Consider the following 24,310-nt stretch of genomic DNA (forward strand, 5'->3'; position numbering starts at 1 on the left):
CATGGGTGACTTAGATCACAAACGAGGCAGCTAGGCAAGAACTGTTCACAAGCCCCATGACCGTTCGCACCGGCTGCAAAGGCGCAGCCGGGACCACCCCCACTGTGGAGGTTTCCATTTTGAGAAGCACACTGCGCGACCCGTCCATGAGACGGTCCAAAGGACTGCAGAGAGCTGTGGGGGCGCTGTTCGCAGCCCTCATCGCCGCTCTGTTGATCGCCGCCCCCTCGGCACAGGCAACCACCCCCTCGCCTTCGCCGTCCCCGACGACTTTCCAGAACAACATCAGCGGGTTCCTCCGCGATGATGCCCGGGCCCCTATACCGGGCGTCAAGATCAAAGCCACGGGCAACGGGTTTGAAGGTGAAGCCACCTCCGGAGCCAACGGAGCGTGGACCATCGGCGTTCCCGTCCAGGGCACCTACACCATCGAGCTGGACACCTCCACCTTGCCGGAGGGCATCGCACTGGCCGAGGGCCAGGACAATCCCCGCGATGTCACGTTCAGCCAGACGTCCAACCTGTCGGTGATCTTTGCCTTTGGCGAGGGCATCGTGGTCCAGCAACAGGACTTCGGCCAGAACCTGCTCAACCGCCTGGTTGCCGGGTTGAGCTTCGGCCTCCTCCTTGCACTCGCCTCGGTTGGCCTCTCCCTGATCTTCGGCACCACCGGCCTGACCAACTTCGCCCACGGTGAGATGGTGACACTCGGTGCGGTACTGGTGTTTATGTTCAATGCCTTCGGATTCCCCTTCTGGCTGGCCATCCTGCTCGCACTGGTAGGCGGCGGTCTCTTTGGCTACGTCCAGGACGCAGGACTGTGGCGCCCCCTGAGGAAGCGTGGCTCAGGCCTCGTCCCTATGATGATCGTCAGCATTGGCCTCGCCTTGGCCATTCGCTATGTCATCCAATTCTTCTTCGGCGGTGCAACACAGCAACTCCCGGGCGCACAAAGTAGCGAGATCCAAATCGGGCCTGTCTCGATCTCTCCGAACAATCTGTGGTCCCTGATTATCAGTGCCGTGGTTATCGCCCTGATCGGCATCGTCCTGCTGAAGACCCGACTCGGCAAGGCAACCCGCGCAGTTGCAGACAACCCCGCGCTGGCAGCCGCCTCGGGCATCGACGTCGACTCCGTCATCCGCATCGTATGGATCGTGGGCGGCGTGCTCGCTTCGCTCGGCGGCATCCTCTGGGCCTACTACCGCCCGGGTGTCACCTTCGATATGGGCTCGCAAATCCTGCTGCTCATCTTCGCCGGCGTCACGCTCGGCGGCTTGGGTACCGTGTTCGGCGCACTGATCGGCTCGATCGTCGTCGGCATCTTCGTGGAACTGACTACAGTGTTCGGCCTCCCCGCCGACCTCAAGTACGTCGGCGCCCTGTTCATCATGATTGTTGTTCTTCTGTTCCGACCGCAGGGTATCCTCGGCCGGCGTGAGCGTGTGGGTTAGGAGCGGGCCATGGATTTCGGATTTATTTTCTCCAGCGCCCTTGGCGAATTGTTCAGCCCGACGACGGCGGCCTACGCACTTGCCGCTTTGGGCCTCGCGGTTCACTTCGGCTACTCAGGCCTGTTGAACTTCGGCCAGGCCGGCTTCATGGCAGTGGGTGCCTACGGTTTCGCCATCTCAACTTTGACCTTTGACGCACCCTTCTTCCTTGCCCTGCTGATCGCCGTTCTGTGTTCAGTGATCTTCGCGTTCATCCTCGGTATTCCTACACTCCGGCTACGGGCGGACTACCTGGCAATCGTGACCATCGCCGCGGCGGAAATTGTCCGCTACGTGGTCACTACCAACCAGCTCACCAGCGTCACTGGTTCGGCAAACGGCCTGGCGGCCTTCGAGGGCACGTTCTACTCCATGAATCCTTTCCCCGAAGGCTCTTACATGGGCATGAACAACCGTGACTTCTTTATCCGCGTGGTGGGCTGGGGCTTGGTCATCGTTTGCTGCGTCTTGGTCTGGCTTCTGATGCGCAGCCCCTGGGGCCGTGTCCTCAAGGGCATCCGCGAAGACGAGAACGCTGTCCGCTCGCTCGGCAAGAATGTCTACGCCTACAAGATGCAGGCGCTGATCATCGGTGGTGTGCTTGGCGCATTGGCGGGCATGATCTTCACGCTCCCCCGCGGGGCCGTCCAACCGTCCAACTACGGCACTGAACTCACGTTCTTCCTGTGGACCTGCCTTCTGCTGGGCGGCATGGCCACGGTTCTTGGGCCGGTCATTGGAGCAATGATTTTCTGGGTTGTGCTCTCGCTGACCCAAAGCCTGCTCTACGGCCTCATCGAGTCAGGGGCAATCACGTGGCTGACCACCGTACAGGCAGGCCAGTTGCGCTACATCCTGGTGGGTGTTGCCTTGATGCTCCTGATGATCTTCCGCCCGCAAGGCGTGTTCGGCAATAAGAAGGAGCTTGCTTTCGCATGAGTGAGACCAACGAACGCAATAGCGAAAATATTGACTACATGACCGATTCACGGCCCATCGCCGTCGGGGAGAACACTCCCGGCTGCAAGAAGCGGGATCCCATTGTGGTGGCAGAGGACGTCACGCGTTCCTTCGGTGGCATCAACGCGGTGGACGTGGAGTACCTTGAGATCCCCCGCCACAAGATCACCGCATTGATCGGCCCCAACGGAGCCGGCAAGACCACGCTGTTCAACCTCCTCACGGGCTTTGATACTCCCAACACGGGCAAGTGGCAGTTTGAAGGCAACAGCCTTGCAGGCGTTTCCTCCTACAAGGTGGCACGCATGGGCATGGTCCGTACCTTCCAGCTGACAAAGGTCATGGGCAAGCTGACCGTCATGGAGAACATGCGACTCGGCGCAGCAGACCAGCCCGGAGAACGGCTCTCCAAGGCCTTGTTCAAAGGCATCTGGGACGGGCGCGAAAAAGAGATCACAGCCCAGGCAAATGTCCTCTTGGAGAAGTTCAAGCTGGATACCAAGAAGGACGATTACGCAGCGTCGCTCTCGGGAGGTCAGCGGAAGCTCCTGGAGATGGCCCGTTCGCTTATGGTTCGGCCCAAGCTGGTGATGCTCGATGAGCCCATGGCCGGTGTGAACCCGGCCCTGACGCAGTCGCTGCTGGACCACATCAAGAACCTCAAGGCCGAGGGCATGACCGTGCTCTTCGTGGAGCACGACATGAACATGGTGCGCCACATCGCTGACTGGGTGGTGGTCATGGCCGAAGGCAAGGTGGTGGCCGAAGGACCTCCGGGTGAAGTCATGAAGAACCCTGCAGTCATCGACGCCTACCTTGGCGCCCACCATGACGTCGACCTTGGCGACGCCGAAGGCATCAAGGTGCTTGAGGCTGAACTCGAGGCCGACGAAGAGTCGGTTGTGGGTACGGAAGATGCAGGCATCCTGTCCGAGATCGAAGAACCCAAGAAGGAGGACGGGAAATGAGCAGTACCAGTGCAATGCCCGCCTCGGCAGCGGCTCCCGCAGGCGATTCCGTCGTCAAAGTCACTAACTTGGTGGCTGGCTATATCCCCGGGGTCAACATCCTCAACGGCTGCAGCATCGAGGCCCGCAAGGGCGAGTTGATTGGCATCATTGGCCCCAACGGCGCCGGCAAGTCCACGCTGCTGAAGGCCATGTTCGGCTTGGTGAAGGTCCACTCGGGCACCGTTGTGGTGCGCGGACAAGACCTCACTGGTTTGAAGGCCAACAAACTGGTCACCCAGGGCGTTGGCTTCGTCCCCCAGACCAACAATGTGTTCGCCACGCTGACCATTGAAGAGAATCTGCAAATGGGCATGTTCCAGCGGCCCAAGGACTTCTCCGAACGCTTCGATTTTGTCACCAGCCTCTTCCCGGAGCTGGGAAAGCGGCGAGCACAGCGTGCAGGGTCACTGTCCGGCGGTGAACGCCAAATGGTGGCCATGGGCAGGGCGCTCATGATGGACCCGGCCGTCCTGTTGCTTGACGAGCCGTCGGCAGGCCTCTCCCCCGTCAAGCAGGATGAGACCTTCCTCCGTGTCCACGAGATCAACCGCGCCGGCGTCTCGGTGATCATGGTGGAACAGAATGCCCGCCGTTGCTTGCAGATCTGCGACCGCGGCTATGTCCTGGATCAGGGCAAGGATGCGTACACCGGTACCGGCCGTGAACTCATGAAGGACCCCAAGGTCATCCAGCTTTACCTGGGCACCTTGGCGGACGAGGTCTAACTGCAGTAGCCCCGAAGGCCTGGTTCCGGTGTCACGCCGGAGCCGGGCCTTCGGCGCGTCCAGGTACGTTCAAGACAGTTCAGCTGCGGCCCTCAAACGTCGCGCTGCTGCTGTTCCTCGGCACCACCACGTGCACCGCGTTTCGCTCAACAGTGAAGTCGGTGGGCGTGCTGGTGGTGATCTCGCCGTCGAGGTTCACCGGCAGTGGCGGAGTTGTCACCAGCCTGACTTTCCGGCTGGTGAGGTGGTGCACTTGCTCGTTTTCCACAAACTTGCCGTTCTTCAGCGAACGCGCGATCTTTGCCTGCTCCCGCAGCGGCGCAGCCAGGATCGCATAGATATCCAGGGTGTGATCATCGATCCCCGCTGTCGGAGAGACCGCGTTGCCGCCTCCGTAGTACCTTCCGTTTCCCACCGCCACCTGCAACAGGTCCTCCAGCTCTACTGGCTCATGGTCCCCGTCCGGGAACTCGAGGCGGGCATGGAACGGCTTGTGCGTGGCGTAGGAGCGAAGCGTGGCCACACCATATGCCAAGGGCCCGATGAGTCGTTTGAGGCGCGGACTGAGCGCCTGCGTGACTGCCACGGACAGGCCGGCTGAAGCCACGTTGAGGAAGGGTTGGCCGTTCGCCCGCCCGAGATCGATGTCCACTACTTTTCCATCCGCCAAGGCAGCGCAGGCAAGGCTCAGGTCCCGGGGGATTTCCAGCGTCCTTGCCAGGTCATTGGCGGTGCCCAGCGGAAGCACACCCAGCACGACGTCGGTACCCGCCACGAGTCCGGCCGCGGAGGCAACCGTTCCGTCGCCTCCCCCAACCACCACAAAATCGTGCCCATCGGACACCGCTTGCTCCAAGGCGCGGCGGAGTTCCCCGCCGCCATGCGCCGTATACACCGCGGAGACCGGGAGCTCCGCCTTTGCGAGGCTCTCGGCCACCAGCTTCTGAGCTGCGGAGCCTTTGCGTGAACCGGCGTTAATGACTACTGCAATGGAGCGTGCTTCCCGGGTTGGCTTCATGAGGACATGGTAGGTCTACCGCCTGTGTAACAGCCGGGGTTAACGCGGAACAGGTCCCCTTCCTTGTGAGGAAGGGGACCTGTTGCTGACTGCGGTCTAGCTCGTGTTCGGCTTAGAGCTTGCCGAATTCTTCGCGGACCGGCTTGTAGGTGTTGTCGTCCTGGTATTCGTAGATACCGATGTATGCCTCGGTGGGGTCACCGGCATCGGAGAACGTTACCGGACCGGACTGTCCGTCGTAGTCAATATCCTTGCCCTCGCGGAGCAGGGTGACGCAGGACGGGAAGTCCGTGCACTTCTCGCCGCCTTCAGAGACTTCCTTGAGCTTGGCCGCGATGTCCGTGCCCTTGGTGCTCTTGGCTGCCTCAGAGGCAAGCGCGATCAGGTTCACGGCGTCGTAGGACTCACCTGCGTAGCTGTAATCCTTCAGTGCGGGATCGATTGCGAGGAGCTTCTGCTTGAAGGCATCCTTGGCGAACGTACCGGGGATGGTTCCCTGTGCGCCCTTCATGGTGCCTGCCTGGAAGTCCTTGCTGTAGTCCGAGGTGTTGCCGTCAACCATGAACAGCTGCGTGGGCTTGACGCCCTTGCCGGTCATCAGAGGCACGATGCTCTTGGCTTGGTCGAACGTGATCAGGGCGATCGCATCCGGCTTGGCTGCGAGGACCTTGTCCACCTGGCTGCTGAACTGCGAGTCACCTTCGTTGAAGAGCTCTTCAGCAACAACCTTGCCGCCGGCTGCCTCGAAGGCTTCCTTGACGTTCTTCTGGAGGCCGGTTCCGTAGGCGTCGTTGAGAACGATCATGCCCACGGTCTGGGCACCACAGGTAGCCATGTAGTTCCCGAGGACCTTGCCCTGCAGGACGTCGGACGGTGCCGTGCGCCAGTAGAGGCCCTTGTCATCCCACGTGGTGAAGTCCGGCGAGGTGTTCGCCGGCGAGAAGTGGATGACGCCAGCGCCGGTGATCTGGTTGATGACAGTCTTGGAAACGCCGGAGGAAGCGGCGCCGATAACTGCACTCACACCCTGGCCCAGCAGGGCTGTGGTGGACTGGGTAGCGATGTCAGTTTTGGTGTCGCCGGAGTCGCGGTGGACAACTTCCACAGGAGCACCAAGAACGCCACCGGCGTCGTTGACTTCCTTGACGCCGAGGTTGACACCAGCGATTTCGGGTGGGCCGAGGAACGCCAGCGACCCCGTCGTCGGCAGGAGCGATCCAAGCTTAAGCGGCGTAGCCGTGGTGGTGGTCGAGGGAGGTACGGATCCCGTGTTGGTGGCAGCCTGGCTGTTGCCGGCTCCCGCCCCGCCGCTCGGTGCCGGGCAGGCGATGCCTGCTGCGGCGGCGGATTGAGACCCAGTCTGGGTAGGTGTAGAAGACCCACCACAAGCCGTGGCCAAGAGAGCGACCCCAATGCCAAGCGCTGTTAGCTTGGCGGCTCGGGGCGCCGCTGGGGAAAGATCAAACATTCGTTGTCTCCTCGATCGAAAGGTGCGAACTGCCTTTGATGCGATAACTCAGGTGTTCCTGATTAAGACTCAAACTAGTGCAATTGCCGGGCGAACATAAGTGATTCAGGTCACATCCCTATAACACTCGTTGCCTGTGGGGAATCTACGAGCTTGCTGGGAAAAGGCGCTGAAGAAGGGATGGACGCACAGGAAGGGAGAAAGAGCTCTCGCCTTGCATTTGTGCCCCAGGTGGGACTCGAACCCACAACACGCGGATTTTAAGTCCGCTGCCTCTGCCAATTGGGCTACTGGGGCGCCCGGACCATGGTATCCCAGCTAGAGCCGGTTGAACGGCTCCGCGTAGCGGAAGGTGCCGCGGACGTCATCGGGCCATCCCGGCAGGGTCAGTAACTGGAAGTGATCGCCCCACACCGCTTCGGGCGGTTCAACGCCCAAGGAGGTTGCCGGCACATATCCGAATCGCGGGTAGTAGAGAGGGCTGCCGAGCAGGGCGATCCCGGGCTCTCCGAGGGCAGTGGCGCGGGCCGCTGTCTCGCGCATCAATGCAGAACCCACTCCACGGCGCTGGAAGGGAGGAAGCACGCCGATCGGGCCGAGGGCAACCAGTTCCAGGTCCTCGATCCAGCCCCGCGTGCTGATGGCATGCCCCACGATTTCGCCACCCATCTCCGCCACGATGCTGAGCTCCGGAATGTACTCGCTGCACTCGAAAAGCTCCCGCAGCAGCCCCACTTCAATCGGGGTGCCCTCAACGGGTTCGCCAGTCACGGGAGAGACGGAAAACGCCCGGGCCGTAAGCTCCAGGATCTCCGGCCGATCTTCCGGCTTCTCAGAACGCAGCACCACACCCCGTGCCAGGAGCCGCAGCACATCCATGGCCCGGCCCGCATCTGCCGACGGCACCAGAAGGTGATCGTGGTGGAAACCGGCGAGGACGTTGCAGCTGATGCCGGCGTGCGTCAGCGCCGCGCTGACAGCTGCCGTCAGACCCACGGCTTCCAGGGCCGAATGGACCTGCAGCGTGATCCAGGTAGCCACGAAATCGTAGCTAAGGCCCAACGAATCTGCTTCATCGCGGTGAAGGACAACCGTCAGGCCCTCGGCCTCACGAACGGCCGCTTCAATGCCGCCTTCCAATGGCCGACCATGCGGCCACAGGGCATACACGTACTCGCCGTCGCGGGCTACCGGATGGAGGGATTCCAGGAGTGTCTTCAGATCGGTTTCACCTGACATGGCAACAGTCTAGGGCGCAGCCGCGGTGCCACCGTTTTACGCCGACGGTTTAAACGCCGACGGCGGCCACCCCCTCAAGGGGACGGCCGCCGTCGTACGTGTACTACTTGGCGTCAGCAGTTACCGGAGTCTTGACTTCCTCGGCAACCGGCTTGGCTTCCACCGGCGCCGGTGCGGCGGCGGGCTTGGGAGCCGGGGTGGCTGCGGCCACGAAGGCACCGCGCGGGTTGTCCAGGTCCATCAGCTGCGTGGTGTCGCGGCCGGCGAAGAAGGCCAGGATCCAGCCGAAGATCACGCGGAACTTGCGCTCAACCGTGGGCATGGCCATGCCGTGGTAACCACGGTGTGCCAGCCAGGCGAGGCCACCCTTGAGACCGATGCGGCCGAGCAGGTTGATGTTTGCAACACCCTTCCACTCGCCGAATCCGGCTACGGCACCGAGGTTCTTGTGCTTGTAGTCGTGCAGCGGCTTGTCCCAGCGGGAAGCCCAGAGGTTCTTTGCGAGCTTCTTTGCCTGGCGCAGTGCGTGCTGGGCGTTGGGGACGCAGGTGCCGTCCGGCAGGCCCTTGCCCGTGAGGTCCGGAACGGCGGCGATGTCGCCGGCGGCCCAGGCGTTCTCCACAATGCCTTCGTCGCCTGCGATACGCAGGTCCGGGAGGACGCGGACGCGGCCACGCGGTTCCAGCGGGAAGTCGGTGGAGCGGATCATCGGGTTGGCCTGCACGCCGGCAGCCCATACCAAGGTGTCCGCGTCAACTTCGCCGGCAGGGGTCTTGTCCGGGAGGTTGATCAGCTTGAGGTTGCCCTCAGCGCTGTCAAGGGAAGTGTTCAGGAGTACTTCGATGCCACGGCTGCGGAGGTGCTCCACAACCCACTCGGCCTGCGAAGCGGTGACCTCGGGCATGATGCGGCCCATGGCTTCAACCAGGATGAAGCGGACTTCTTCCTGACGGATGCGCGGGTTGTTCCGTACAGCGGCGCGGGCAAGGTCTTCCATTTCGGTGAGGCATTCGATGCCTGCAAAACCGCCGCCAACAACAACGAAGGTCAGTGCCTTGGCGCGCTCTGCGGGGTCAGTCATGGTGGACGCGGCTTCGATGCGCTCCAACACCTTGTTGCGCAGTGCAACGGCTTCCTCGATGGTCTTCAGGCCGATGCCCTTGTCCGCGAGGCCCTTGATGGGGAAGGTACGGGTGATGGCGCCTGCTGCGATCACGACATCGAAGTACGGGATCTCGAAGTTCTCGCCGCCATCGGACGGGGCGATAACCGCGGTCCGGTTGGCGTGGTCGATGCTGGTGACGCGGCCCTGGATGAGCTCAGTCTGCTTGAGGTGCTGACGGTGGGAGACGACGGCGTGGCGTGCCTCGATGTTGCCACCGGCTACTTCCGGGAGGAAGGGCTGGTAGGTCATGTACGGCAGTGGATCAACGACGGTGACGATTCCGCCTGCATTCGCGATCTTCTTCTGCAGTTTGAGTGCTACGTACAGGCCGACGTAGCCGCCGCCGACGACGAGAACCCGGGGACGGTCAATGAGCTCTGGGGTGGTTGCCATGAGTCCAGAGTACAGTACTTTGTGAAAATCTTCACTAACTACGTCCTGCCGGGCGGATCCACCTTCAAAAGGGCGCCCGTTTCAGCTTCCTCGGGCACCGCCGGCGGGTCCTTTGAGACCCTCCGCAACTGGATTGCAGCACCCGTCAGAATCGCAGCGAACAAGGCGCCAAAACCAAGCACGACGGCGGCAGGAAGGGCGTCATCCATGGTCGCCGGCGTCTTCGCAACAGGGACGGTGGGATCGGCGAGCGTGGGAGGGGCGCTTGTGGGACTTGCCACGGGCGCCTGTGAGGGCTCGGAGAAGACGCCGCGGCGATGGACACGGATCCAGTCCCCGATGGAACCCAACGGGTTGGTGCTGGTGGTTGGCACGTCATTCTTCAACGCGGCCTCAGCGTCGAGGATGCCGAAGCCATAAAGAGGGTCCTTGCCTGGAGCACCCGCGTCCTTGGCAGTGCTGACGATCCTGTTGATGACCTGGGTGGCGCTCATTTCCGGCCACTTTGAACGGATGAGTGCTGCCACACCCGAAACGATGGGAGCCGCTCCGGACGTTCCCGCCCACTCGGCATACGAGCCGCCGGGAATGCCGCCCACCAGTTTCTCCGCAGGGGCGGCCACTCCGATGCTGATGCCTTGGGACGATGAGTCCACGCTGGCGCGCCCCTCGCCGTCCAGCCCGGCCACAGTGAGAACGCCGGGGATGGTGGCCGGGGCACCAACTTGGATGTTGCCACCCACGCGGTTTCCGGCGGCCGCAACGATCACCACATCTTTTTGCTCTGCGTACAGGAACGCTGCGTCCCAGCTCTGCGGCCAGTCAGGCGAAGTGCTGCCCAGGGAAATGTTGATAACTTTTGCGCCGTTGTCCACGGCCCAGCGCACGGCCTCGGGTATTTGTTCCTGGTCCGTCTTGCCGCCCGGGTTGGGCGAGCCGAGCCAGGTTGAGATGGCCAGGATCTCAGCTTCTGGCGCAACTCCTGTGATCCCGTCCGGTCCCCCGGCAGGCGGCGTAGTTGGTGGCGGTGGCGGCGGCGCTGGAGCCGCTGACGCAGATGCCGACGGTGAGGGCGAAGGGGTGGGCGTGGTGTGGCCGCGCCCGGCCAGCATCGTGGCCACCAGCGTGCCGTGCTCGGTCTTGGCGCCGATGCTCTTTTGTCCGTTGGGAGCGCCGGCCCCTGAGACATCTGTCCCTCCGACCACCACACCCTTGAGGTCAGGGTGGGTTCCGTCAACACCGCTATCGATGATCGCAACTTTGACTCCGGCACCCTTGGAGACCTGCCAGGCGTTGGTGACTCCCGATTCCTTGAGCCAGTACTCCTTGTCCCGCCACGCGTCTGCATTGGCGGCCGGAGCCGACAACAGCGCACCCGCCAGCGCCCCGCCGGCCAGGGTGGTGGCAAGCGCAGCGGAGAGGGTACGACGATGTCGCAATGTCATTGGCCATCCAGGATACTCAGGGCGATGCCGTCCAGGATGTCGTGTTCGCTGGAGACAGCTGTACGGATGGCCCCGTTACTGACGGCGGACAGCCTGGCCAGGATGCGGCGCCACACCAGGGCTCCGGCTCCGATGACGTCCACGCGTCCCGGGTGCATGTACGGCAGCGCGGCACGTTCGTCCCGCGTCATTTCCAACAGGCTGGTGCACGCGTCGCTAATGGTTTCAAGGTCCAGTGAAGCGCCGTGGATGCGGTTCGGCTGGTATTCGCTCAGGCCCAGCGCGTGAGCGGTGATGGTGGTGATGGAACCGGCGACACCAACCACGGCAGTGGCGCGGTCAAGCGGCACTGTCTGCGCGGCAAGATCAAGCGCGGCGTCGACGTCGGCCTCTGCTGCGGCGATTTGCGCAGCGGTGGGCGGATCGCTGCGGAGGTGACGTTCGGTCAATCGCACGCAGCCGATGTCAACCGAGCGGGCCGCGATAACGCCGCTGGAATCACCCACAACGAATTCAGTGCTGCCGCCGCCAAGGTCCACCACCAGAATGGGGTCCTTTCCCGTGGCGGGCAGGACGCTGCTGGCTCCCGCGAAGGACAGGGCAGCTTCCTCGTCACCGGAAATGACCTCCGGCTGCACGCCCAGGAGCTCCCGGATACCGTCCACAAAGACTTGGCGGTTGCTGGCATCACGAGTGGCCGACGTGGCCGCGAAACGAACGCGCCCGGCACCGTGTTCCTTGATGAGCGCGGCATAGTCCCGGGTTGCGGCGAACGTGCGCTCCAAGGCCTCTGGAGCCAACTCGCCAGTGGCATCAACGCCCTGGCCCAGCCGCACCACGCGCATTTCACGCACGATATCGGTCAGCGGACCTGGCCCATCCTTCTCCGACGCCTCAACCGAGGAGTCTGCGATGAGGAGGCGGATGGAGTTGGTTCCGCAGTCAATGGCAGCCACGCGGCTCATGCGGTGCCTTCCTGCTCGCCGTGGGATTCGGTCTTTGACTTCCGCACGGGCGCGGGACGCCCCACGATGTCCGGCAATCCTTGCGGACCATGGCGGCTCAAGTCCCGCGAAGGAGCCTCGCCGGCAGTGTCCCAGGCGCCGTCGCAATAGCAGCGGTCCTTGGTCCACCACTCGGTGATGGCGTCCAGGGCTTCGTCGCCCAGCGGATTGACGCCCGGTCCGGCAGCCAACGAGTGACCTACCAGGACGTGCAGGCACTTCACGCGGGTGGGCATGCCACCGGCGGAGATGCCGTCGATTTCGGGCACGGCTCCGGTGCCGGAGCGGCCGGCGATCTCGTTGCGAGCCTGAAGGTAAGCGTCATGGGCGCCCCGGTAGGCACCGGCCAGCTCTTGGTCGGCGGTCAATCGCTCGTTCATCTCAGTCATGAGCCCGCCCGCTTCAAGGCGTGACACTGCGGACGTGATGACCGGATGGGTCAGGTAGAACGTGGTGGGGAACGGTGTTCCGTTGCTGAGCCGCGGAGCAGTAGCGGCCACCAAGGGGTTACCGCAGACGCACCTGGCCGGGATCTCAACAACATCCCGGACCGGCCTGCCCAACTGTCGGCTCAGGACCTCAAGATCGTGTGCTGATGGCTGGCGGGATTCCTGCGGCACGGCTGCCGTGTTCTCTTCCACTTGCGCTGCCAACCTTCCTGCCCCTTTTGTCATGTCCCATGCGGACACGACGGCGGCGGGCACCGCGTTTAGTCAGTTGCCGATCGTCTGATTGACTCCCAGAGAGCATCCACCCAGGGCAGATTCTCCGGGTTTGCCGACGATCCGGAGCCGGTGCGGCCACCCGGTGTGCCGGCGGCTTCTTCTCCCCCAAACACCCAGTAACCTGTTTCACCCGGCATAACCATGTTAATGCGGTCGCGGGCCTGCTGTTTCACATAGTTGGGGTCCTGCCACCGGGAGAGCTGTTTGTTCAGCTCGGATTGCTCCGCTTTCCTGCCGGCAATTTCCGCTTCCAGCGCGGAGATTTCGGCGCGTTTCTCCAGGAAAATCTTCACAGTGGGGGCCAGCAGAATGGTGATGGCAATCATCACCACAGCCAGTGCGAGCATCCGGCCGGAGAACGCCTTGGCCGGTACGGGATCCAGATCGCGGTCATCCTTGGCTATTGGGCTTGGCTTTTCGGATCCCTGTTTTCCCGAACCTTTGTCCCCGGCTTTTGTCGAGGGTCCCGCAGGTTTCCTGCCTGCGGAACTCTTGCTGGCGGTAGACGTCTTGCTGCCAGTAGACGAAGCTTTGCCGCCATCCGTCGTCGTCGGTGTCTTTGACGTGGCACGCGCGCCGCCGAACTCGGCCTTGATGACATCGGCCCCTTCGGAGCCTGCGGCTACAGGACCCCTGAGGGCATCACCGGCGGGACGGGCACCGCTGGACGGACCAGCACCGCTGGACGGACCAGCACCGCTGGACGGACGGCCAAGGGCGTCGGCCCTGGGAACCTTTGGACGACGGGTGGCCATGACACTCCTGTAATGCCCGGTGCTTGCCTGGCGGTTTGCTGCGCTTGCTGTTTCTGACCTGGCCCGCGTTAAACAGAACCGGTGGCCATGGTCTTTCCACCATAGCCACCGGTCAGCTGTTTTCGCGGAATGCTAGCCCTTGAAACGCGGGAACGCGCTGCGGCCGGCGTAGCGTGCGGCGTCGTCGAGTTCTTCTTCGATGCGGAGCAGCTGGTTGTACTTTGCTACGCGCTCGGAGCGGGCGGGGGCACCGGTCTTGATCTGGCCCGCGTTGGTGGCAACGGCGATGTCAGCAATGGTGGTGTCCTCGGTTTCGCCGGAGCGGTGCGAGGTGATGGTGGTGTAGCCGGAGCGCTGGGCCAGGGAAACGGCGTCCAGCGTCTCGGTCAGGGAACCGATCTGGTTGACCTTGACCAGCAGGGAGTTGGCCGTAGCGGTCTCGATGCCCTGCTGCAGGCGGACCGGGTTGGTGACGAAGAGGTCGTCGCCAACAAGCTGGACCTTGTCACCGATGGTGTCGGTGAGGGTCTTCCAGCCTTCCCAGTCGTTCTCGTCCAGCGGGTCCTCGATGGAAACCAGGGGGTAATCCGCAACGAGCTCAGCGTAGTAGGCGCTCATCTCGGTGGCAGAAAGTGCCTTGCCTTCGAACTGGTAGGCACCTTCCTTGTAGAACTCAGAGGATGCAACGTCCAGGGCAAGGGCGATGTCCGTGCCCGGGGTGTAGCCGGCGTTCTTGATGGCTTCCTGGATCAGGTCCAGAGCTGCACGGTTGGACGGCAGGTTGGGAGCGAAGCCGCCCTCGTCGCCGAGGCCGGTGGACAGGCCCTTTTCCTGAAGGACTGCCTTGAGGTTGTGGTAAACCTCTACACCCCAGCGCAGGCCCTCGGAGAAGGTCTCTGCGCCGATCGGGGCGATCATGAATTCCTGGATGTCCACATCGGAGTCGGCGTGCGAGCCACCGTTGAGGATGTTCATCAGCGGAACGGGCAGGACGTGGGCGTTCGGGCCACCCAGGTACTTGTAGAGCGGCAGGTCGGCCGAAGCTGCTGCAGCGTTGGCCACGGCCAGGGAAACACCCAGGATGGCGTTGGCGCCGAGCTTGCCCTTGTTGGGCGTGCCGTCCAGGTCGATCATGGCCTGGTCGATGCTGCGCTGGTCAGTGGCGTCGAAACCAATCAGGGCCGGTGAGATCTCGTCGATAACGGCGTCAACGGCCTTCTGGACACCCTTGCCGAGGTAACGGCCCTTGTCGCCGTCGCGAAGCTCAACGGCTTCGTGCTCGCCGGTGGAGGCACCGGAGGGAACTGCTGCGCGGCCGATCTGGCCGTCGGAGAGCAGGACCTCAACTTCTACGGTCGGGTTTCCGCGGGAATCAAGGATCTCGCGTGCGTGGATGGCATCGATAAGCGCCATGGATGTGCTCCTTATGGGCGAATTACAGGAATGTGGAGGGAAATTCTCAACGTCCTCGTCGCTACTAGCGTAGTCGAGAGTGGCTTACGTTACGGCACGGCTTCCGACGGCTCACGTCATGAAGTCTGCGCCTGGCTGTTCTGAAACGATCGAACCGCGGCACGGAGGGCCCGTTCGGCGTCGAGTCCTTGCTCACGGGCGCCGGCGACCACCGCGAGCAGCAGCTCGCCGAGGGCCTCTTCCGAGGCCGGGACCACGGGAAGTCCGACGGCGGCCAAGTCACCTTGAGCGTCAACGTCCAAGCCCGCGCGTACCGCTCGGTCCAGGGACTTCTGCGCCGCAGCCAAAGCGGGAAGGTGCGGCGGGATACCCTCGAAGGGGTCTTTCCGCTCCGGCTTCTCGGCCCGCTTGGCGGCATCCCACTTGACGATGATTTCCTCGACGCTGGCCGGGAAACTCTCCCGAAGGGAACCGTCCGCGTTGAAGACGTGCTGGTTTCGCCGGACCATCTTGGCGTTGATGCCCCGGGCTACGTCCTCGAAGTTAAAACTGCCGCGCTCCTCGGCGAGCCGGGCATGAAGTACCACCTGAAGCAGCACATCACCCAGCTCGCCGCGAAGCTCTTCATCCACCGCACCGGCCTCGATCGAGTCCACCACTTCATAGGCTTCTTCGATCAAGTACTCCACCAGTGACTCGTGCGTCAGCGCACCCATCCAAGGGCAGTACTCACGCAGCGCGGCAATTGTTCCCAGCAGCTGGTCCAGCGGAGAATTAGCCGAGGTTGGCGTAGGCATCGTTGATGTACTCAACCAAGGCTTCACGCTCGTCCAGCGGCAGGAACGCTGCCTCGGCCGCGTTGAGCGTCAGCTCGAGCAGATCATCGAGGTCGTAGTCGAAGGTCTCCACGAGGAGTTCGAACTCGTCGGTAAGCGTCACGCCGCTCATGAGGCGGTTGTCCGTGTTGATGGTGACGTTGAAGCCGAGCTGGAACAGCATGTCCACCGGGTGGCTTTCGATGCCGTCGCCAAAGCCGGAAATGGCACCGGTCTGGAGGTTGGAGGAAGGGCAGATTTCCAGGGCGATTCCGCGGTCGCGAACCCATGCTGCCACGCTGCCGATGGTCACCATGCCGATGGTGTCCTCGCCGTCGTCGTCGGAGTTGTCCTCAAACTCCACCGAGATGTCCTCGGCGATCCGGACGCCATGGCCAAGGCGCAAGGCGCGGCCGTCCACCAAAGCGGACTGGATGCTGTCCAAGCCAGCTGCCTCGCCGGCGTGGACCGTTGCCGGGAAGTTGTTCTCGGCAAGGTAGGTGAAGGCGTCCTTGAAGCGGGACGGCAGGAAGCCGTCTTCGGCCCCGGCGATGTCAAAGCCCACTGCGCCGTTGGCCCTGTGGCGGACAGCCAGTTCTGCGATTTCCTGGCCGCGATCAGCGTGCCGCATGGCAGTGATGAGCTGCCCCACCTGGATCTGCTGGCCGCGTTCTTCGGCGGAATCCATACCGGCTTCAAGCCCTGTCTGGACGGCTTCGACAACCTCGTCCAGGGTCAGGCCCTGCTGAAGGTGCTGTTCAGGTGCCCAGCGGACTTCGCCGTACACCACGCCGTCCTCGGCCAGGTCTTCCACGAATTCCTTGGCGACCCGGAACAGGCCTTCCTTGGTCTGCATGACGGCCACGGTGTGGTCGAACGTTTCGAGGTAGCGGACCAGCGAACCGGAGTCGGCCGATTCACGGAACCATTCGCCCAGCGCCACAGGATCCGTGGAGGGCAGGGTGTGGCCGGCGGCCTCTGCCAGCTCGATAATGGTGGCCGGGCGGAGTCCTCCGTCCAGGTGGTCGTGGAGGGAAACCTTGGGCAGGCTCTTCAGATCGAAGTCAAGGGCAGGGGCAGCGTCAAGAATGGGCTCAGTCACGTACTAACTGTAGGGGGACGGCAGATGCTTAGCCAGCAGGCTTGGAGAGGTCCGCGCCTGCAACTGCTTTCTGCGACAGATCCGCAGGCTCCGCAACCTTCACTTCGCTGCTTGCGGCCGCTTCACGGGCCACATCCTTCTTCTCAAGGTACTTGTGCCACCAGCGCAGTGCATGGTCCACCACGATGCCGAGAACCACAGCGAACGCAACGGCAATGCCCACGCCGAGGAGCGGGTTGTGGTGCACCCACTGACCTGCCAGAAGGCCAATGCCGATGGAGTAGCCCACCCACGTGATGCAGGCGAAAGCGTCCAACCAGAAAAAGGTGCGGTGGCGGAATCCGGTTTGCCCGGCGACGTAGTTCACCGCCACGCGGCCCCACGGAATGTAGCGGGCCGTAAAAATGAGCACCGCGCCACGCTTGTCCAACTCATACTGCGCCCAGGCGAACATTTTCTGGACCTTTGGCCGCCGCATCCACTTCCAGCGGGTGAGGCCGATCTTCCGGCCCAGCATGTAAGCCATGTTGTCGCCGGCCATGGCGCCTACCAGGGCGGTTCCTCCCAGGATCCACAGATTGGGTTCTCCGCTGTGAAGGGACAGCGCCGAGAGCCCCACTATGGCTGTTTCGCTGGGGAGAATGGTGGCGAATCCGTCAATGAAAAAGAAGACCAGAAGTACCGGGTATATCCAGGGCTGCCCGGCTGCATGCTCGAGCATTTGATTCAAAAACTCCACGCGGGGGTAGCTCCTAGACGAATGTGACTTGACGGTGTGACGGAAGTCGCTCTAGTGTCCCACGGCCGGGGCGTCGTTCGCTACGCCCCAGCCTTGGGATCACGCGTTTAACGCTATCTCCAAGAGGACGCTGGGGTCGTCAACCGCCGGACTGATCTTCCGGGGCTGGACACGTCATACCGTGGGTGGAGTCGGGGCGTCTTCCTCGGGGATGTTTTTTCCGTCCAAGGGCACGGAACCCCGGACTTTGCTGATGATGCGATCGATGATGACCCCCAGGATCACGGCCACCACGATGGCTATGACCGCGCCCAGGAGGTGGTTGTGCTCAAACCACACACCGAAGAAGTAACCCAGGACCACCGAATAGCTGGCCCAAAGGATGGCGGACATCGCAGTGAGGGCAACGAAGCGGCGGTGATGGAAGTGAGTGGCACCGGCCGTCAGATTAACTGCCACCCTCCCGATGGGGATGAAGCGGGCCACCATGATGAGCGAGGCAGACCGGCGTCGAAGTTCCTTGCCCGCCCACCGGAAAGCGCCCTGCATGCGCTGCGTGCGCATCCACCGCCACCGTTGGATGCCTATGCGGTTGCCAATGATGTAGGCGATGTTGTCCCCGGAGAACGCCCCGACGGCGGCCATCACACCCAGCAGCCACACGTTGGGGGCACCGCTGCTGCCGGAGACGGCACTCAGGCCCACCACCACTGATTCGCTGGGGATGGGCGGGAAAAAACCATCAATGACGCAGCAGGCCAGCACCAGGAACAACACCCAGGGCTGCTCCGCCGCGGCGAGGATGAAATCGTTGATGCCCTGCACGGTTTCCTTACGGTAGCCGGCTCCCCCACAGGCGCCGGATGACTGGTGTTCCGGGCTGTTCCACGGGGAACAGCCCGGAACACTTAAGCCTAGGCGATGCGGTCGATGATGAGCTGATGCGCCGGGCGGGAACCCTCAGGCGCAATCACCACCGCATCCTGAAGTGCTTCCTTTGCCCGTTCGAACTTCTCCGGAGTGTCCGTCAGGAGGGTCATCAAAGGCTCCCCCGCACGGACCAGCGCACCAGGCTTGGCGTGCAATCGGACACCCGCCCCGGCCTGGACCTGGTCTTCCTTGCGTGCCCGGCCGGCACCCAGGCGCCAAGCCGCAACACCCACGGAAAGTGCGTCCAATCCCACCAGGACGCCGTCCGCCGGAGCGTAGACAACCTCGGATTCCCTGGCCACGGGCAGCGCGGCCCGGGGATTTCCACCTTGGGCTTCGATCATCCGGTTCCAGACGTCCATGGCGCGTCCGTCCTTCAGCGCGGCTGCGGGATCGGCGTCGTGGATGCCGGCACCGGCCAGCATCTCCTCGGCCAGGCGGACGGTCAGTTCGACCACGTCTTCCGGACCGCCGCCGGCAAGGACCTCCACTGATTCCTCCACCTCAATGGCGTTACCGGCAGTCAATCCAAGCGGCGTGGACATGTCCGTGATCAGCGCGACGGTGTGTACGCCTGCATCCTTGCCCAAAGCCACCATGGTCTCAGCCAGCTCACGTGCCCGTGCTTCGTCCTTCATGAACGCGCCCGAACCCACTTTGACGTCCAAAACCAGCGAACCGGTACCTTCGGCGATCTTCTTGCTCATGATCGACGAAGCAATCAGCGGGATGGCTTCAACGGTGCCTGTCACGTCGCGCAAGGCATAGAGTTTCTTGTCCGCCGGGGCGAGCCCTGAGCCTGCGGCACAGATGACCGCTCCGACGTCTTGGAGCTGCGCCATGATTTCGTCGTTGCTCAGGTTGGCGCGCCAACCGGGAATGGCTTCCAGCTTGTCCAGCGTCCCGCCGGTGTGGCCGAGGCCGCGGCCCGACAGCTGCGGAACCGCCACGCCGAAGACGGCCACCAGCGGCGCCAACGGCAGCGTGATCTTATCCCCCACCCCACCGGTGGAGTGCTTGTCGCTGGTAGCCTTCCGGCCGCCGTCGGGCCTTGTCAGGGACGAAAAGTCCATCCGCTCACCAGAGGCGATCATTGCGGACGTCCACTGCGAAATCTCGGCGCGGTCCATGCCGTTGAGCAGGATGGCCATGTTCAGTGCGGCCATCTGTTCCTCGGCGATGACGCCGCGGGTATAGGCATCGATGGTCCAGTCGATTTGCTCGGGAGTAAGCGTGCCCTTGTCCCGCTTGATGGAAATGATCTGGACGGCGTCGAACGCTTCAGTGCTTGTCACGTGGTTTCCTCCAGGTTTTCAGGACCAAAGGCATCCGGCAGCACCTGGTCCATGGTTTTGATTCCCTGCGTTGTCATGAGCTGCATCCCTGGTGCCCTGAACTCGTAAAGGAGTTGGCGGCACCTTCCGCATGGCATGAGGATGTTGCCTTGGCCGTCCACGCAGTAAAACGCGGCGATCCTGCCGCCGCCTGTCATGTGGAGCTGGCCAACCAGTGCACATTCGGCGCAGAGGGTCAGCCCATAGCTGGCATTTTCTACGTTGCAGCCGCTGACGATCCTGCCGTCCTCGGTGAGGGCCGCAGCCCCCACCGGGAACTTGGAATACGGCGCGTAGGCGCGTTGCATGGCCTGCTTTGCCGCATCTTCCAGGACATGCCAGTCGATATCATTCGCTGGCATCGTCAACCCTTCACGTAGGGTATGCCGCTTGCGGCCGGTGGCCGCGACTTACCCACCAAACCGGCGACGGCGAAGATGGTCACCAAGTACGGCAGCATGGCCATGAACTGGCTCGGCACCGGGGTACCGATGATGCCAAGGATTGACTGCAGGTTGTAGGCGAAGCCGAACAGCAGAGAGGCCAGGAAGGCCCCGATCGGATTCCACCGGCCGAAGATCAAGGCAGCCAAGGCGATGAAGCCGCGGCCACCGGAGATGTCCTTGGTGAAGGAATCGATGGTCACCAGTGTGAAGACAGCCCCGCCGATACCCGCGATGGCACCACCCAAGGTGACATTCCAGAAGCGGGTTGCGTTGACGTTGATGCCCAAGGTGTCGGCAGCCTGCGGGTGTTCGCCGACGGCGCGGACGCGCAGGCCCCAACGGGTCTTGAACAAGCCGAACCACACCACTGCGACGGCAATGTACATGAGGTAGCCCGCGATGGACTGCTCGAACAGGATCGGCCCGATGATCGGGATATCCGAAAGCAACGGGATCGGCAGGATGTCCAGCCGGCCCGGAGTGTTGAACTGCTCCTTGTTGGGCACCATCAGCGTGCCGTAGAGGAATCCCGTGAGGCCGGAGACCAACACGTTCAGGACCACGCCAACAATGATCTGGTTGACCAGGTACTTGATGCTGAACACGGCCAGGACCATGGACACCGCGGCACCGGCAGCAGCGGCCGCAATCAAGCCGATGTACGGACTGCCCGTCATGGTAGCCACCAGCGCGGCAGTGAAGGCTCCGCCCAGGAGTTGCCCCTCGATGGCGATGTTCACTACGCCCACGCGCTCACAGAGCACGCCGGAAAGGGAGCCGAACACCAGGGGCACGGCCAATGTCACGGACCCGGCAACGAGGCCGGCCAGTGAGATGGAGGGTTGGCGTGCACCCGCAACGATCCAGACGAGCAAGGCGAACACGAACATCACGGCGAAGGCGATGGGCAGCCACTTGGGTGACCGCTCCCCCTGCGTCCAAAGGTAGATCGAGTAGGCGGCCATCGCGAGCAACAGGATGCCGAGGACAATGCCGCCCACCTGTCCCGGAATCATCAGGGCAGGAACAGCAACGGCGTCGCCGGCATCGCTGATCTTCATCTCGGCGGTCTGGTCCGGTCCAAGGAAGCCGAAAAACACCAGGGCTATCAGCGCGAGGATACCGAGCGAGAGGGGGACCTTCATGGAAGGCCGGAATGCCGGCAGGGCCGTAGATCCCGACCTGGGTGCAGCAGTTGTCGCGCTCACTTGGCACCTCCGGTGGCGTTGGCAAGGGCAGCTTTCGGCGCCGCCTTCGGTGGCTTTGTCTTGTTCTTCTTTTTACCCTCAAGCCGGAAGATCGACCGGATGAGCGGCGGTGCAGCAATAAAGAGCACAATCAGTGATTGCACCACCAGGACGATGTCGATTGGCGTACCCGTTTGGATCTGCATCTGCACCGCACCGGCACGGAAAGCCCCAAAAAGGAGACCTGCAAAGAACGTCCCCCACGGAGTACTGCGGCCCAGCAGGGCAACCGTGATCGCGTCAAAGCCGATCTGGGCTGCCACGCCGCCAGTGAGGACCTTTTCGGTGCCCGCAACCTGGGCCACACCGCCGAACGCCGCAAGGGCTCCAGCCAGTGCCATCACCAGGATGGTGGCGCGGGGAACCTTGATGCCAGCAGTCCGTGCGGCGATGGGATTGGAACCGACGGCCCGGAACTCGAAGCCGATGGTGGATCGGTTCAGCATCCACCACACACCGTACGTCAGGGCGATTGCCACCAGGAATCCCACGTGGAGCCGGGATCCCGGGATGAGGATGGGGTAGGTGGCCGACTCGTCCAGGCGCGGTGAAATGGGGCTGTTATCCCCCGGTCGCCGGAACGCGGGCGTGTTCAACAGAAAGTCGAGAAGGAAGAGCGCAATGTAGTTCAACATGATGGTCACGATGACCTCATGCGCACCTGTACGGGCTTTGAGGATGCCAACAATTCCACCCCAGACGGCACCGCCCAGGACACCCATGATGATGACCACCAGCAGGTGCAACCCGAACGGCAGGTGCCAGGTGAAACCGACATAGGCTGCCAGCGTGGCACTGATGATGATCTGTCCTTGCGCACCGATGTTGAACAGGCCGGCACGGAAAGCCAAGGCAACTCCAAGACCGGCGCAAATAAGCGGTGTTGCCACGGTCATGGTCTCGAGCAAGGGCTTGAAACCTTCGCGTGGACTAAAGACAGATCCCTGGAAGAGGGCAACGTAGCTCTCGGTCATTGCTGACCACAACGCGCTCAGGAAGTCCGTGGGCCGTGCAAAGAGGTAGCCAGCGGTTTTGGCAACCTGCGCATCCGTGCTGGCGATCAGCAGGCCACCAAGGAACAGCGCTACGATGACGGCCAAGACAGACACGAAGCCGTTGCCCATGACGATCCGCCGCATGACGCTGCCCTGCTGGTGTCCCGGGTCTCCGCTCTGGGAAGAGACGGGCACGATGGACGGTTCCAGCGTTCCTCCGGCGGTATCCAAAGAGACGTCCGCTGCGCGGACTTCTGAGGTAGGAACGTCGGGTGTCTGGCCTTTATTTGATCCGTCACTGTTAGACATCAGAGCCTCCTTCCGGGCCGACTCCGGCCATCATCAAGCCAAGGGTGTCGCGGGAAGTTCCCGCGGGGACAATGCCCACGAGCTTGCCCTTGTACAGCACGGCAATCCTGTCTGCGAGCTCAATGACTTCATCAAGCTCCGTAGAAACGATCATGACCGGAGTTCCGACGTCGCGCTCGGCAACGATTCGCTTGTGCAGGAATTCAATGGAGCCTACGTCCACCCCGCGGGTGGGCTGGCTGGCAATAAACAACCGCAAGGGCCGGGACAGTTCCCTGGCCATGACCACCTTCTGCTGGTTGCCACCGGACAGTGTCCCGGCGGCCGATGCAGCGGACGGAGTACGGATATCGAATTCCTCGATCTTGGCTTTCGCGTGCTCAACAACCTTGGCAGGCTTCATGCTGATGCCGCTCGCGAACGGTGCTTGGTCGTACAAGTCCAGCACCAAATTCTCGGCAACGGAGAACGGTCCCACGAGCCCATCCACCGTGCGGTCTTCCGGAACAAAACCAACTCCGGAACGCAGGACGTCCTTGACCGGAAGGCCCAGGAGTTGCTTGCCATCCAACATCACGGAGCCTGTCACATGCTCTTGGATGCCGAGAATGGCCTCCGTCAGTTCTGTTTGGCCGTTGCCCTGGACACCGGCGACGGCGAGGATCTCACCTTGGGCGATGTCGAAGCTGATCCCGTCCACCACGTTGGTGCCGTTGGCTGCACGGACCGTCAGGTTCTCCACCACAAAGGTGGTCTCCTTCGGCTGAGCGGGGGCCTTGTTCAGGCTCAGGCTCACCGGCCGGCCCACCATCATGGAGGCGAGTTCAGTGGCTGATGCCGTAGGTGGAGCATCACCCACTACCTTGCCTCGGCGGATCACCGTAATGACGTCCGAGACAGCCTTCACTTCGCGGAGCTTGTGCGAGATGAAAACAATGGATGTGCCGCCGGCTTTGAGTTGGCGCATGATGTCCAGGAGTTCATCGGTTTCCTGCGGCGTCAACACTGCTGTGGGCTCGTCCAAAATGAGGACTTTGGCTTCCCGAACCAGCGCTTTGATGATCTCGACGCGCTGCTGGACACCCACGGGAAGGTCTTCGACGAGTGCATCGGGATCGACGTCGAAGCCGTACTTGCCGGAAATCTCCCGGATCTTCTTCCGGGTTTCTTCAATGCTGAGGACACCTCCGAACGTGGTTGGCTCCGCGCCGAGCGCCACGTTCTCAGCAACCGTGAAGACGGGAACCAGCATGAAGTGCTGATGCACCATACCGATTCCGGCAGCCATGGCATCCCCGGGTCCGCGGAAGGTGACGGGCTGCCCGTCCACCAGGATCTGGCCGGCCGAAGGCTCGTACAGCCCGTAGAGCACGTTCATGAGGGTAGATTTGCCGGCACCATTTTCGCCAAGGAGGCAATGGATCTGACCGGATTCGACCAGGAGGTCTATGTCTTGGTTGGCGTAGAAGGTCCCGAAGGCTTTCGAGATCCCTTTCAATTCGAGTTTCACAACTCCCACCGTTCTATGAGTCCGAGGGACTGCTGCAGCTATTGAGCCCAGCGTAGTCAGGGCAAAAACG

General features: G+C 62.6%; 22 protein-coding genes and 1 tRNA gene. 4 read left to right on the plus strand and 19 right to left on the minus strand.

Going from position 1 to position 24,310, the window contains the following annotated elements:
* Positions 1-56 precede the first annotated feature (56 nt).
* Genes J3A64_RS11840 through J3A64_RS11855 form a run of 4 tightly spaced genes read left to right on the plus strand, consistent with a single transcriptional unit; the run spans position 57 to position 4,188 of the window.
* A complete protein-coding gene (locus J3A64_RS11840) occupies positions 57-1,454 on the plus strand; it encodes a branched-chain amino acid ABC transporter permease (protein WP_014921099.1) in 1,398 nt (465 codons plus the stop codon).
* 9 nt (positions 1,455-1,463) lie between these two features.
* Positions 1,464-2,432, plus strand: coding sequence for a branched-chain amino acid ABC transporter permease (locus tag J3A64_RS11845; protein ID WP_011774005.1), 969 nt, complete (start codon positions 1,464-1,466; stop codon positions 2,430-2,432).
* Positions 2,429-3,421, plus strand: coding sequence for an ABC transporter ATP-binding protein (locus J3A64_RS11850; RefSeq protein ID WP_210064362.1), 993 nt, complete (start codon positions 2,429-2,431; stop codon positions 3,419-3,421). The genes J3A64_RS11845 and J3A64_RS11850 overlap by 4 nt, the downstream gene beginning before the upstream one ends.
* Positions 3,418-4,188 (plus strand): ABC transporter ATP-binding protein, encoded by a 771-nt coding sequence (locus J3A64_RS11855; RefSeq protein ID WP_144647612.1) that lies wholly within the window; start codon positions 3,418-3,420, stop codon positions 4,186-4,188. The genes J3A64_RS11850 and J3A64_RS11855 overlap by 4 nt, the downstream gene beginning before the upstream one ends.
* A 79-nt stretch (positions 4,189-4,267) precedes the next feature.
* On the opposite strand, the gene J3A64_RS11860 is transcribed toward J3A64_RS11855, so the two are convergent.
* From J3A64_RS11860 to J3A64_RS11950, 19 genes are all read right to left on the minus strand, one after another.
* The gene (locus tag J3A64_RS11860; RefSeq protein WP_210064363.1) at positions 4,268-5,206 is read right to left on the minus strand and encodes a lipid kinase; all 939 of its coding nucleotides are present in this window, start codon (positions 5,204-5,206) and stop codon (positions 4,268-4,270) included.
* Between the two features lie 112 nt (positions 5,207-5,318).
* Complete coding sequence (locus J3A64_RS11865; RefSeq protein WP_014921096.1) at positions 5,319-6,674, minus strand: ABC transporter substrate-binding protein; 1,356 nt, start codon at positions 6,672-6,674, stop codon at positions 5,319-5,321.
* 223 nt (positions 6,675-6,897) lie between these two features.
* A tRNA-Leu gene (locus J3A64_RS11870) sits at positions 6,898-6,971 on the minus strand.
* 21 nt (positions 6,972-6,992) lie between these two features.
* The gene (locus tag J3A64_RS11875) at positions 6,993-7,913 is read right to left on the minus strand and encodes an N-acetyltransferase (protein ID WP_011774000.1); all 921 of its coding nucleotides are present in this window, start codon (positions 7,911-7,913) and stop codon (positions 6,993-6,995) included.
* A gap of 103 nt (positions 7,914-8,016) precedes the next feature.
* Positions 8,017-9,471, minus strand: a complete 1,455-nt coding sequence (locus tag J3A64_RS11880) for an NAD(P)/FAD-dependent oxidoreductase (protein WP_011773999.1) — start codon at positions 9,469-9,471, stop codon at positions 8,017-8,019.
* 38 nt (positions 9,472-9,509) lie between these two features.
* Positions 9,510-10,916, minus strand: coding sequence for a S8 family serine peptidase (locus J3A64_RS11885; RefSeq protein WP_210064364.1), 1,407 nt, complete (start codon positions 10,914-10,916; stop codon positions 9,510-9,512).
* On the minus strand, positions 10,913-11,881 hold the full coding sequence (locus J3A64_RS11890; RefSeq protein ID WP_210064365.1) for a Ppx/GppA phosphatase family protein: 969 nt from the start codon (positions 11,879-11,881) through the stop codon (positions 10,913-10,915). Before J3A64_RS11890 ends, J3A64_RS11885 begins: the two co-directional genes overlap by 4 nt.
* Positions 11,878-12,561, minus strand: coding sequence for a DUF501 domain-containing protein (locus tag J3A64_RS11895; RefSeq protein ID WP_187329930.1), 684 nt, complete (start codon positions 12,559-12,561; stop codon positions 11,878-11,880). The genes J3A64_RS11890 and J3A64_RS11895 overlap by 4 nt, the downstream gene beginning before the upstream one ends.
* A 68-nt stretch (positions 12,562-12,629) precedes the next feature.
* Positions 12,630-13,400: a septum formation initiator family protein gene (locus J3A64_RS11900; protein WP_210064366.1), complete on the minus strand. Its 771-nt coding sequence runs from the start codon at positions 13,398-13,400 to the stop codon at positions 12,630-12,632.
* A 132-nt stretch (positions 13,401-13,532) separates the two neighbouring features.
* On the minus strand, positions 13,533-14,813 hold the full coding sequence (eno, locus tag J3A64_RS11905) for a phosphopyruvate hydratase (protein ID WP_011773994.1): 1,281 nt from the start codon (positions 14,811-14,813) through the stop codon (positions 13,533-13,535).
* A 116-nt stretch (positions 14,814-14,929) separates the two neighbouring features.
* On the minus strand, positions 14,930-15,610 hold the full coding sequence (locus tag J3A64_RS11910) for a MazG nucleotide pyrophosphohydrolase domain-containing protein (protein WP_210064367.1): 681 nt from the start codon (positions 15,608-15,610) through the stop codon (positions 14,930-14,932).
* A complete protein-coding gene (locus J3A64_RS11915) occupies positions 15,588-16,730 on the minus strand; it encodes an adenosine deaminase (protein ID WP_011773992.1) in 1,143 nt (380 codons plus the stop codon). Before J3A64_RS11915 ends, J3A64_RS11910 begins: the two co-directional genes overlap by 23 nt.
* 28 nt (positions 16,731-16,758) lie before the next feature.
* A complete protein-coding gene (locus J3A64_RS11920; RefSeq protein ID WP_011773991.1) occupies positions 16,759-17,451 on the minus strand; it encodes a DedA family protein in 693 nt (230 codons plus the stop codon).
* A 192-nt stretch (positions 17,452-17,643) separates the two neighbouring features.
* The gene (locus J3A64_RS11925) at positions 17,644-18,294 is read right to left on the minus strand and encodes a DedA family protein (RefSeq protein WP_011773990.1); all 651 of its coding nucleotides are present in this window, start codon (positions 18,292-18,294) and stop codon (positions 17,644-17,646) included.
* 89 nt (positions 18,295-18,383) lie between these two features.
* Positions 18,384-19,694, minus strand: coding sequence for a thymidine phosphorylase (locus J3A64_RS11930; protein WP_210064368.1), 1,311 nt, complete (start codon positions 19,692-19,694; stop codon positions 18,384-18,386).
* On the minus strand, positions 19,691-20,095 hold the full coding sequence (locus J3A64_RS11935) for a cytidine deaminase (protein WP_014921089.1): 405 nt from the start codon (positions 20,093-20,095) through the stop codon (positions 19,691-19,693). Before J3A64_RS11935 ends, J3A64_RS11930 begins: the two co-directional genes overlap by 4 nt.
* 2 nt (positions 20,096-20,097) lie before the next feature.
* Entirely contained in the window at positions 20,098-21,387 is a 1,290-nt protein-coding gene (locus tag J3A64_RS11940) for an ABC transporter permease (RefSeq protein ID WP_210064369.1), read from the minus strand.
* Positions 21,384-22,730: an ABC transporter permease gene (locus tag J3A64_RS11945; protein ID WP_014921087.1), complete on the minus strand. Its 1,347-nt coding sequence runs from the start codon at positions 22,728-22,730 to the stop codon at positions 21,384-21,386. Before J3A64_RS11945 ends, J3A64_RS11940 begins: the two co-directional genes overlap by 4 nt.
* Positions 22,723-24,240, minus strand: coding sequence for an ABC transporter ATP-binding protein (locus J3A64_RS11950; RefSeq protein ID WP_011773985.1), 1,518 nt, complete (start codon positions 24,238-24,240; stop codon positions 22,723-22,725). Before J3A64_RS11950 ends, J3A64_RS11945 begins: the two co-directional genes overlap by 8 nt.
* Positions 24,241-24,310: the final 70 nt, after the last annotated feature.

Source organism: Pseudarthrobacter sp. PvP004, from assembly GCF_017876035.1.
Lineage (GTDB): Bacteria > Actinomycetota > Actinomycetes > Actinomycetales > Micrococcaceae > Arthrobacter > Arthrobacter aurescens_A.

Excerpts from the sequence above, each read along its gene's own strand:
- J3A64_RS11840 (WP_014921099.1), top strand. The coding sequence starts at position 57 with ATGACCGTTCGCACCGGCTGCAAAGGCGCAGCCGGGACCACCCCCACT.
- J3A64_RS11845 (WP_011774005.1), top strand. The coding sequence starts at position 1,464 with ATGGATTTCGGATTTATTTTCTCCAGCGCCCTTGGCGAATTGTTCAGC.
- J3A64_RS11850 (WP_210064362.1), top strand. The coding sequence starts at position 2,429 with ATGAGTGAGACCAACGAACGCAATAGCGAAAATATTGACTACATGACC.
- J3A64_RS11855 (WP_144647612.1), top strand. The coding sequence starts at position 3,418 with ATGAGCAGTACCAGTGCAATGCCCGCCTCGGCAGCGGCTCCCGCAGGC.
- J3A64_RS11860 (WP_210064363.1), bottom strand. The coding sequence starts at position 5,206 with ATGAAGCCAACCCGGGAAGCACGCTCCATTGCAGTAGTCATTAACGCC.
- J3A64_RS11865 (WP_014921096.1), bottom strand. The coding sequence starts at position 6,674 with ATGTTTGATCTTTCCCCAGCGGCGCCCCGAGCCGCCAAGCTAACAGCG.
- J3A64_RS11875 (WP_011774000.1), bottom strand. The coding sequence starts at position 7,913 with ATGTCAGGTGAAACCGATCTGAAGACACTCCTGGAATCCCTCCATCCG.
- J3A64_RS11880 (WP_011773999.1), bottom strand. The coding sequence starts at position 9,471 with ATGGCAACCACCCCAGAGCTCATTGACCGTCCCCGGGTTCTCGTCGTC.
- J3A64_RS11885 (WP_210064364.1), bottom strand. The coding sequence starts at position 10,916 with ATGACATTGCGACATCGTCGTACCCTCTCCGCTGCGCTTGCCACCACC.
- J3A64_RS11890 (WP_210064365.1), bottom strand. The coding sequence starts at position 11,881 with ATGAGCCGCGTGGCTGCCATTGACTGCGGAACCAACTCCATCCGCCTC.
- J3A64_RS11900 (WP_210064366.1), bottom strand. The coding sequence starts at position 13,400 with ATGGCCACCCGTCGTCCAAAGGTTCCCAGGGCCGACGCCCTTGGCCGT.
- eno (WP_011773994.1), bottom strand. The coding sequence starts at position 14,813 with ATGGCGCTTATCGATGCCATCCACGCACGCGAGATCCTTGATTCCCGC.
- J3A64_RS11910 (WP_210064367.1), bottom strand. The coding sequence starts at position 15,610 with ATGCCTACGCCAACCTCGGCTAATTCTCCGCTGGACCAGCTGCTGGGA.
- J3A64_RS11920 (WP_011773991.1), bottom strand. The coding sequence starts at position 17,451 with ATGCTCGAGCATGCAGCCGGGCAGCCCTGGATATACCCGGTACTTCTG.
- J3A64_RS11935 (WP_014921089.1), bottom strand. The coding sequence starts at position 20,095 with ATGCCAGCGAATGATATCGACTGGCATGTCCTGGAAGATGCGGCAAAG.
- J3A64_RS11945 (WP_014921087.1), bottom strand. The coding sequence starts at position 22,730 with ATGTCTAACAGTGACGGATCAAATAAAGGCCAGACACCCGACGTTCCT.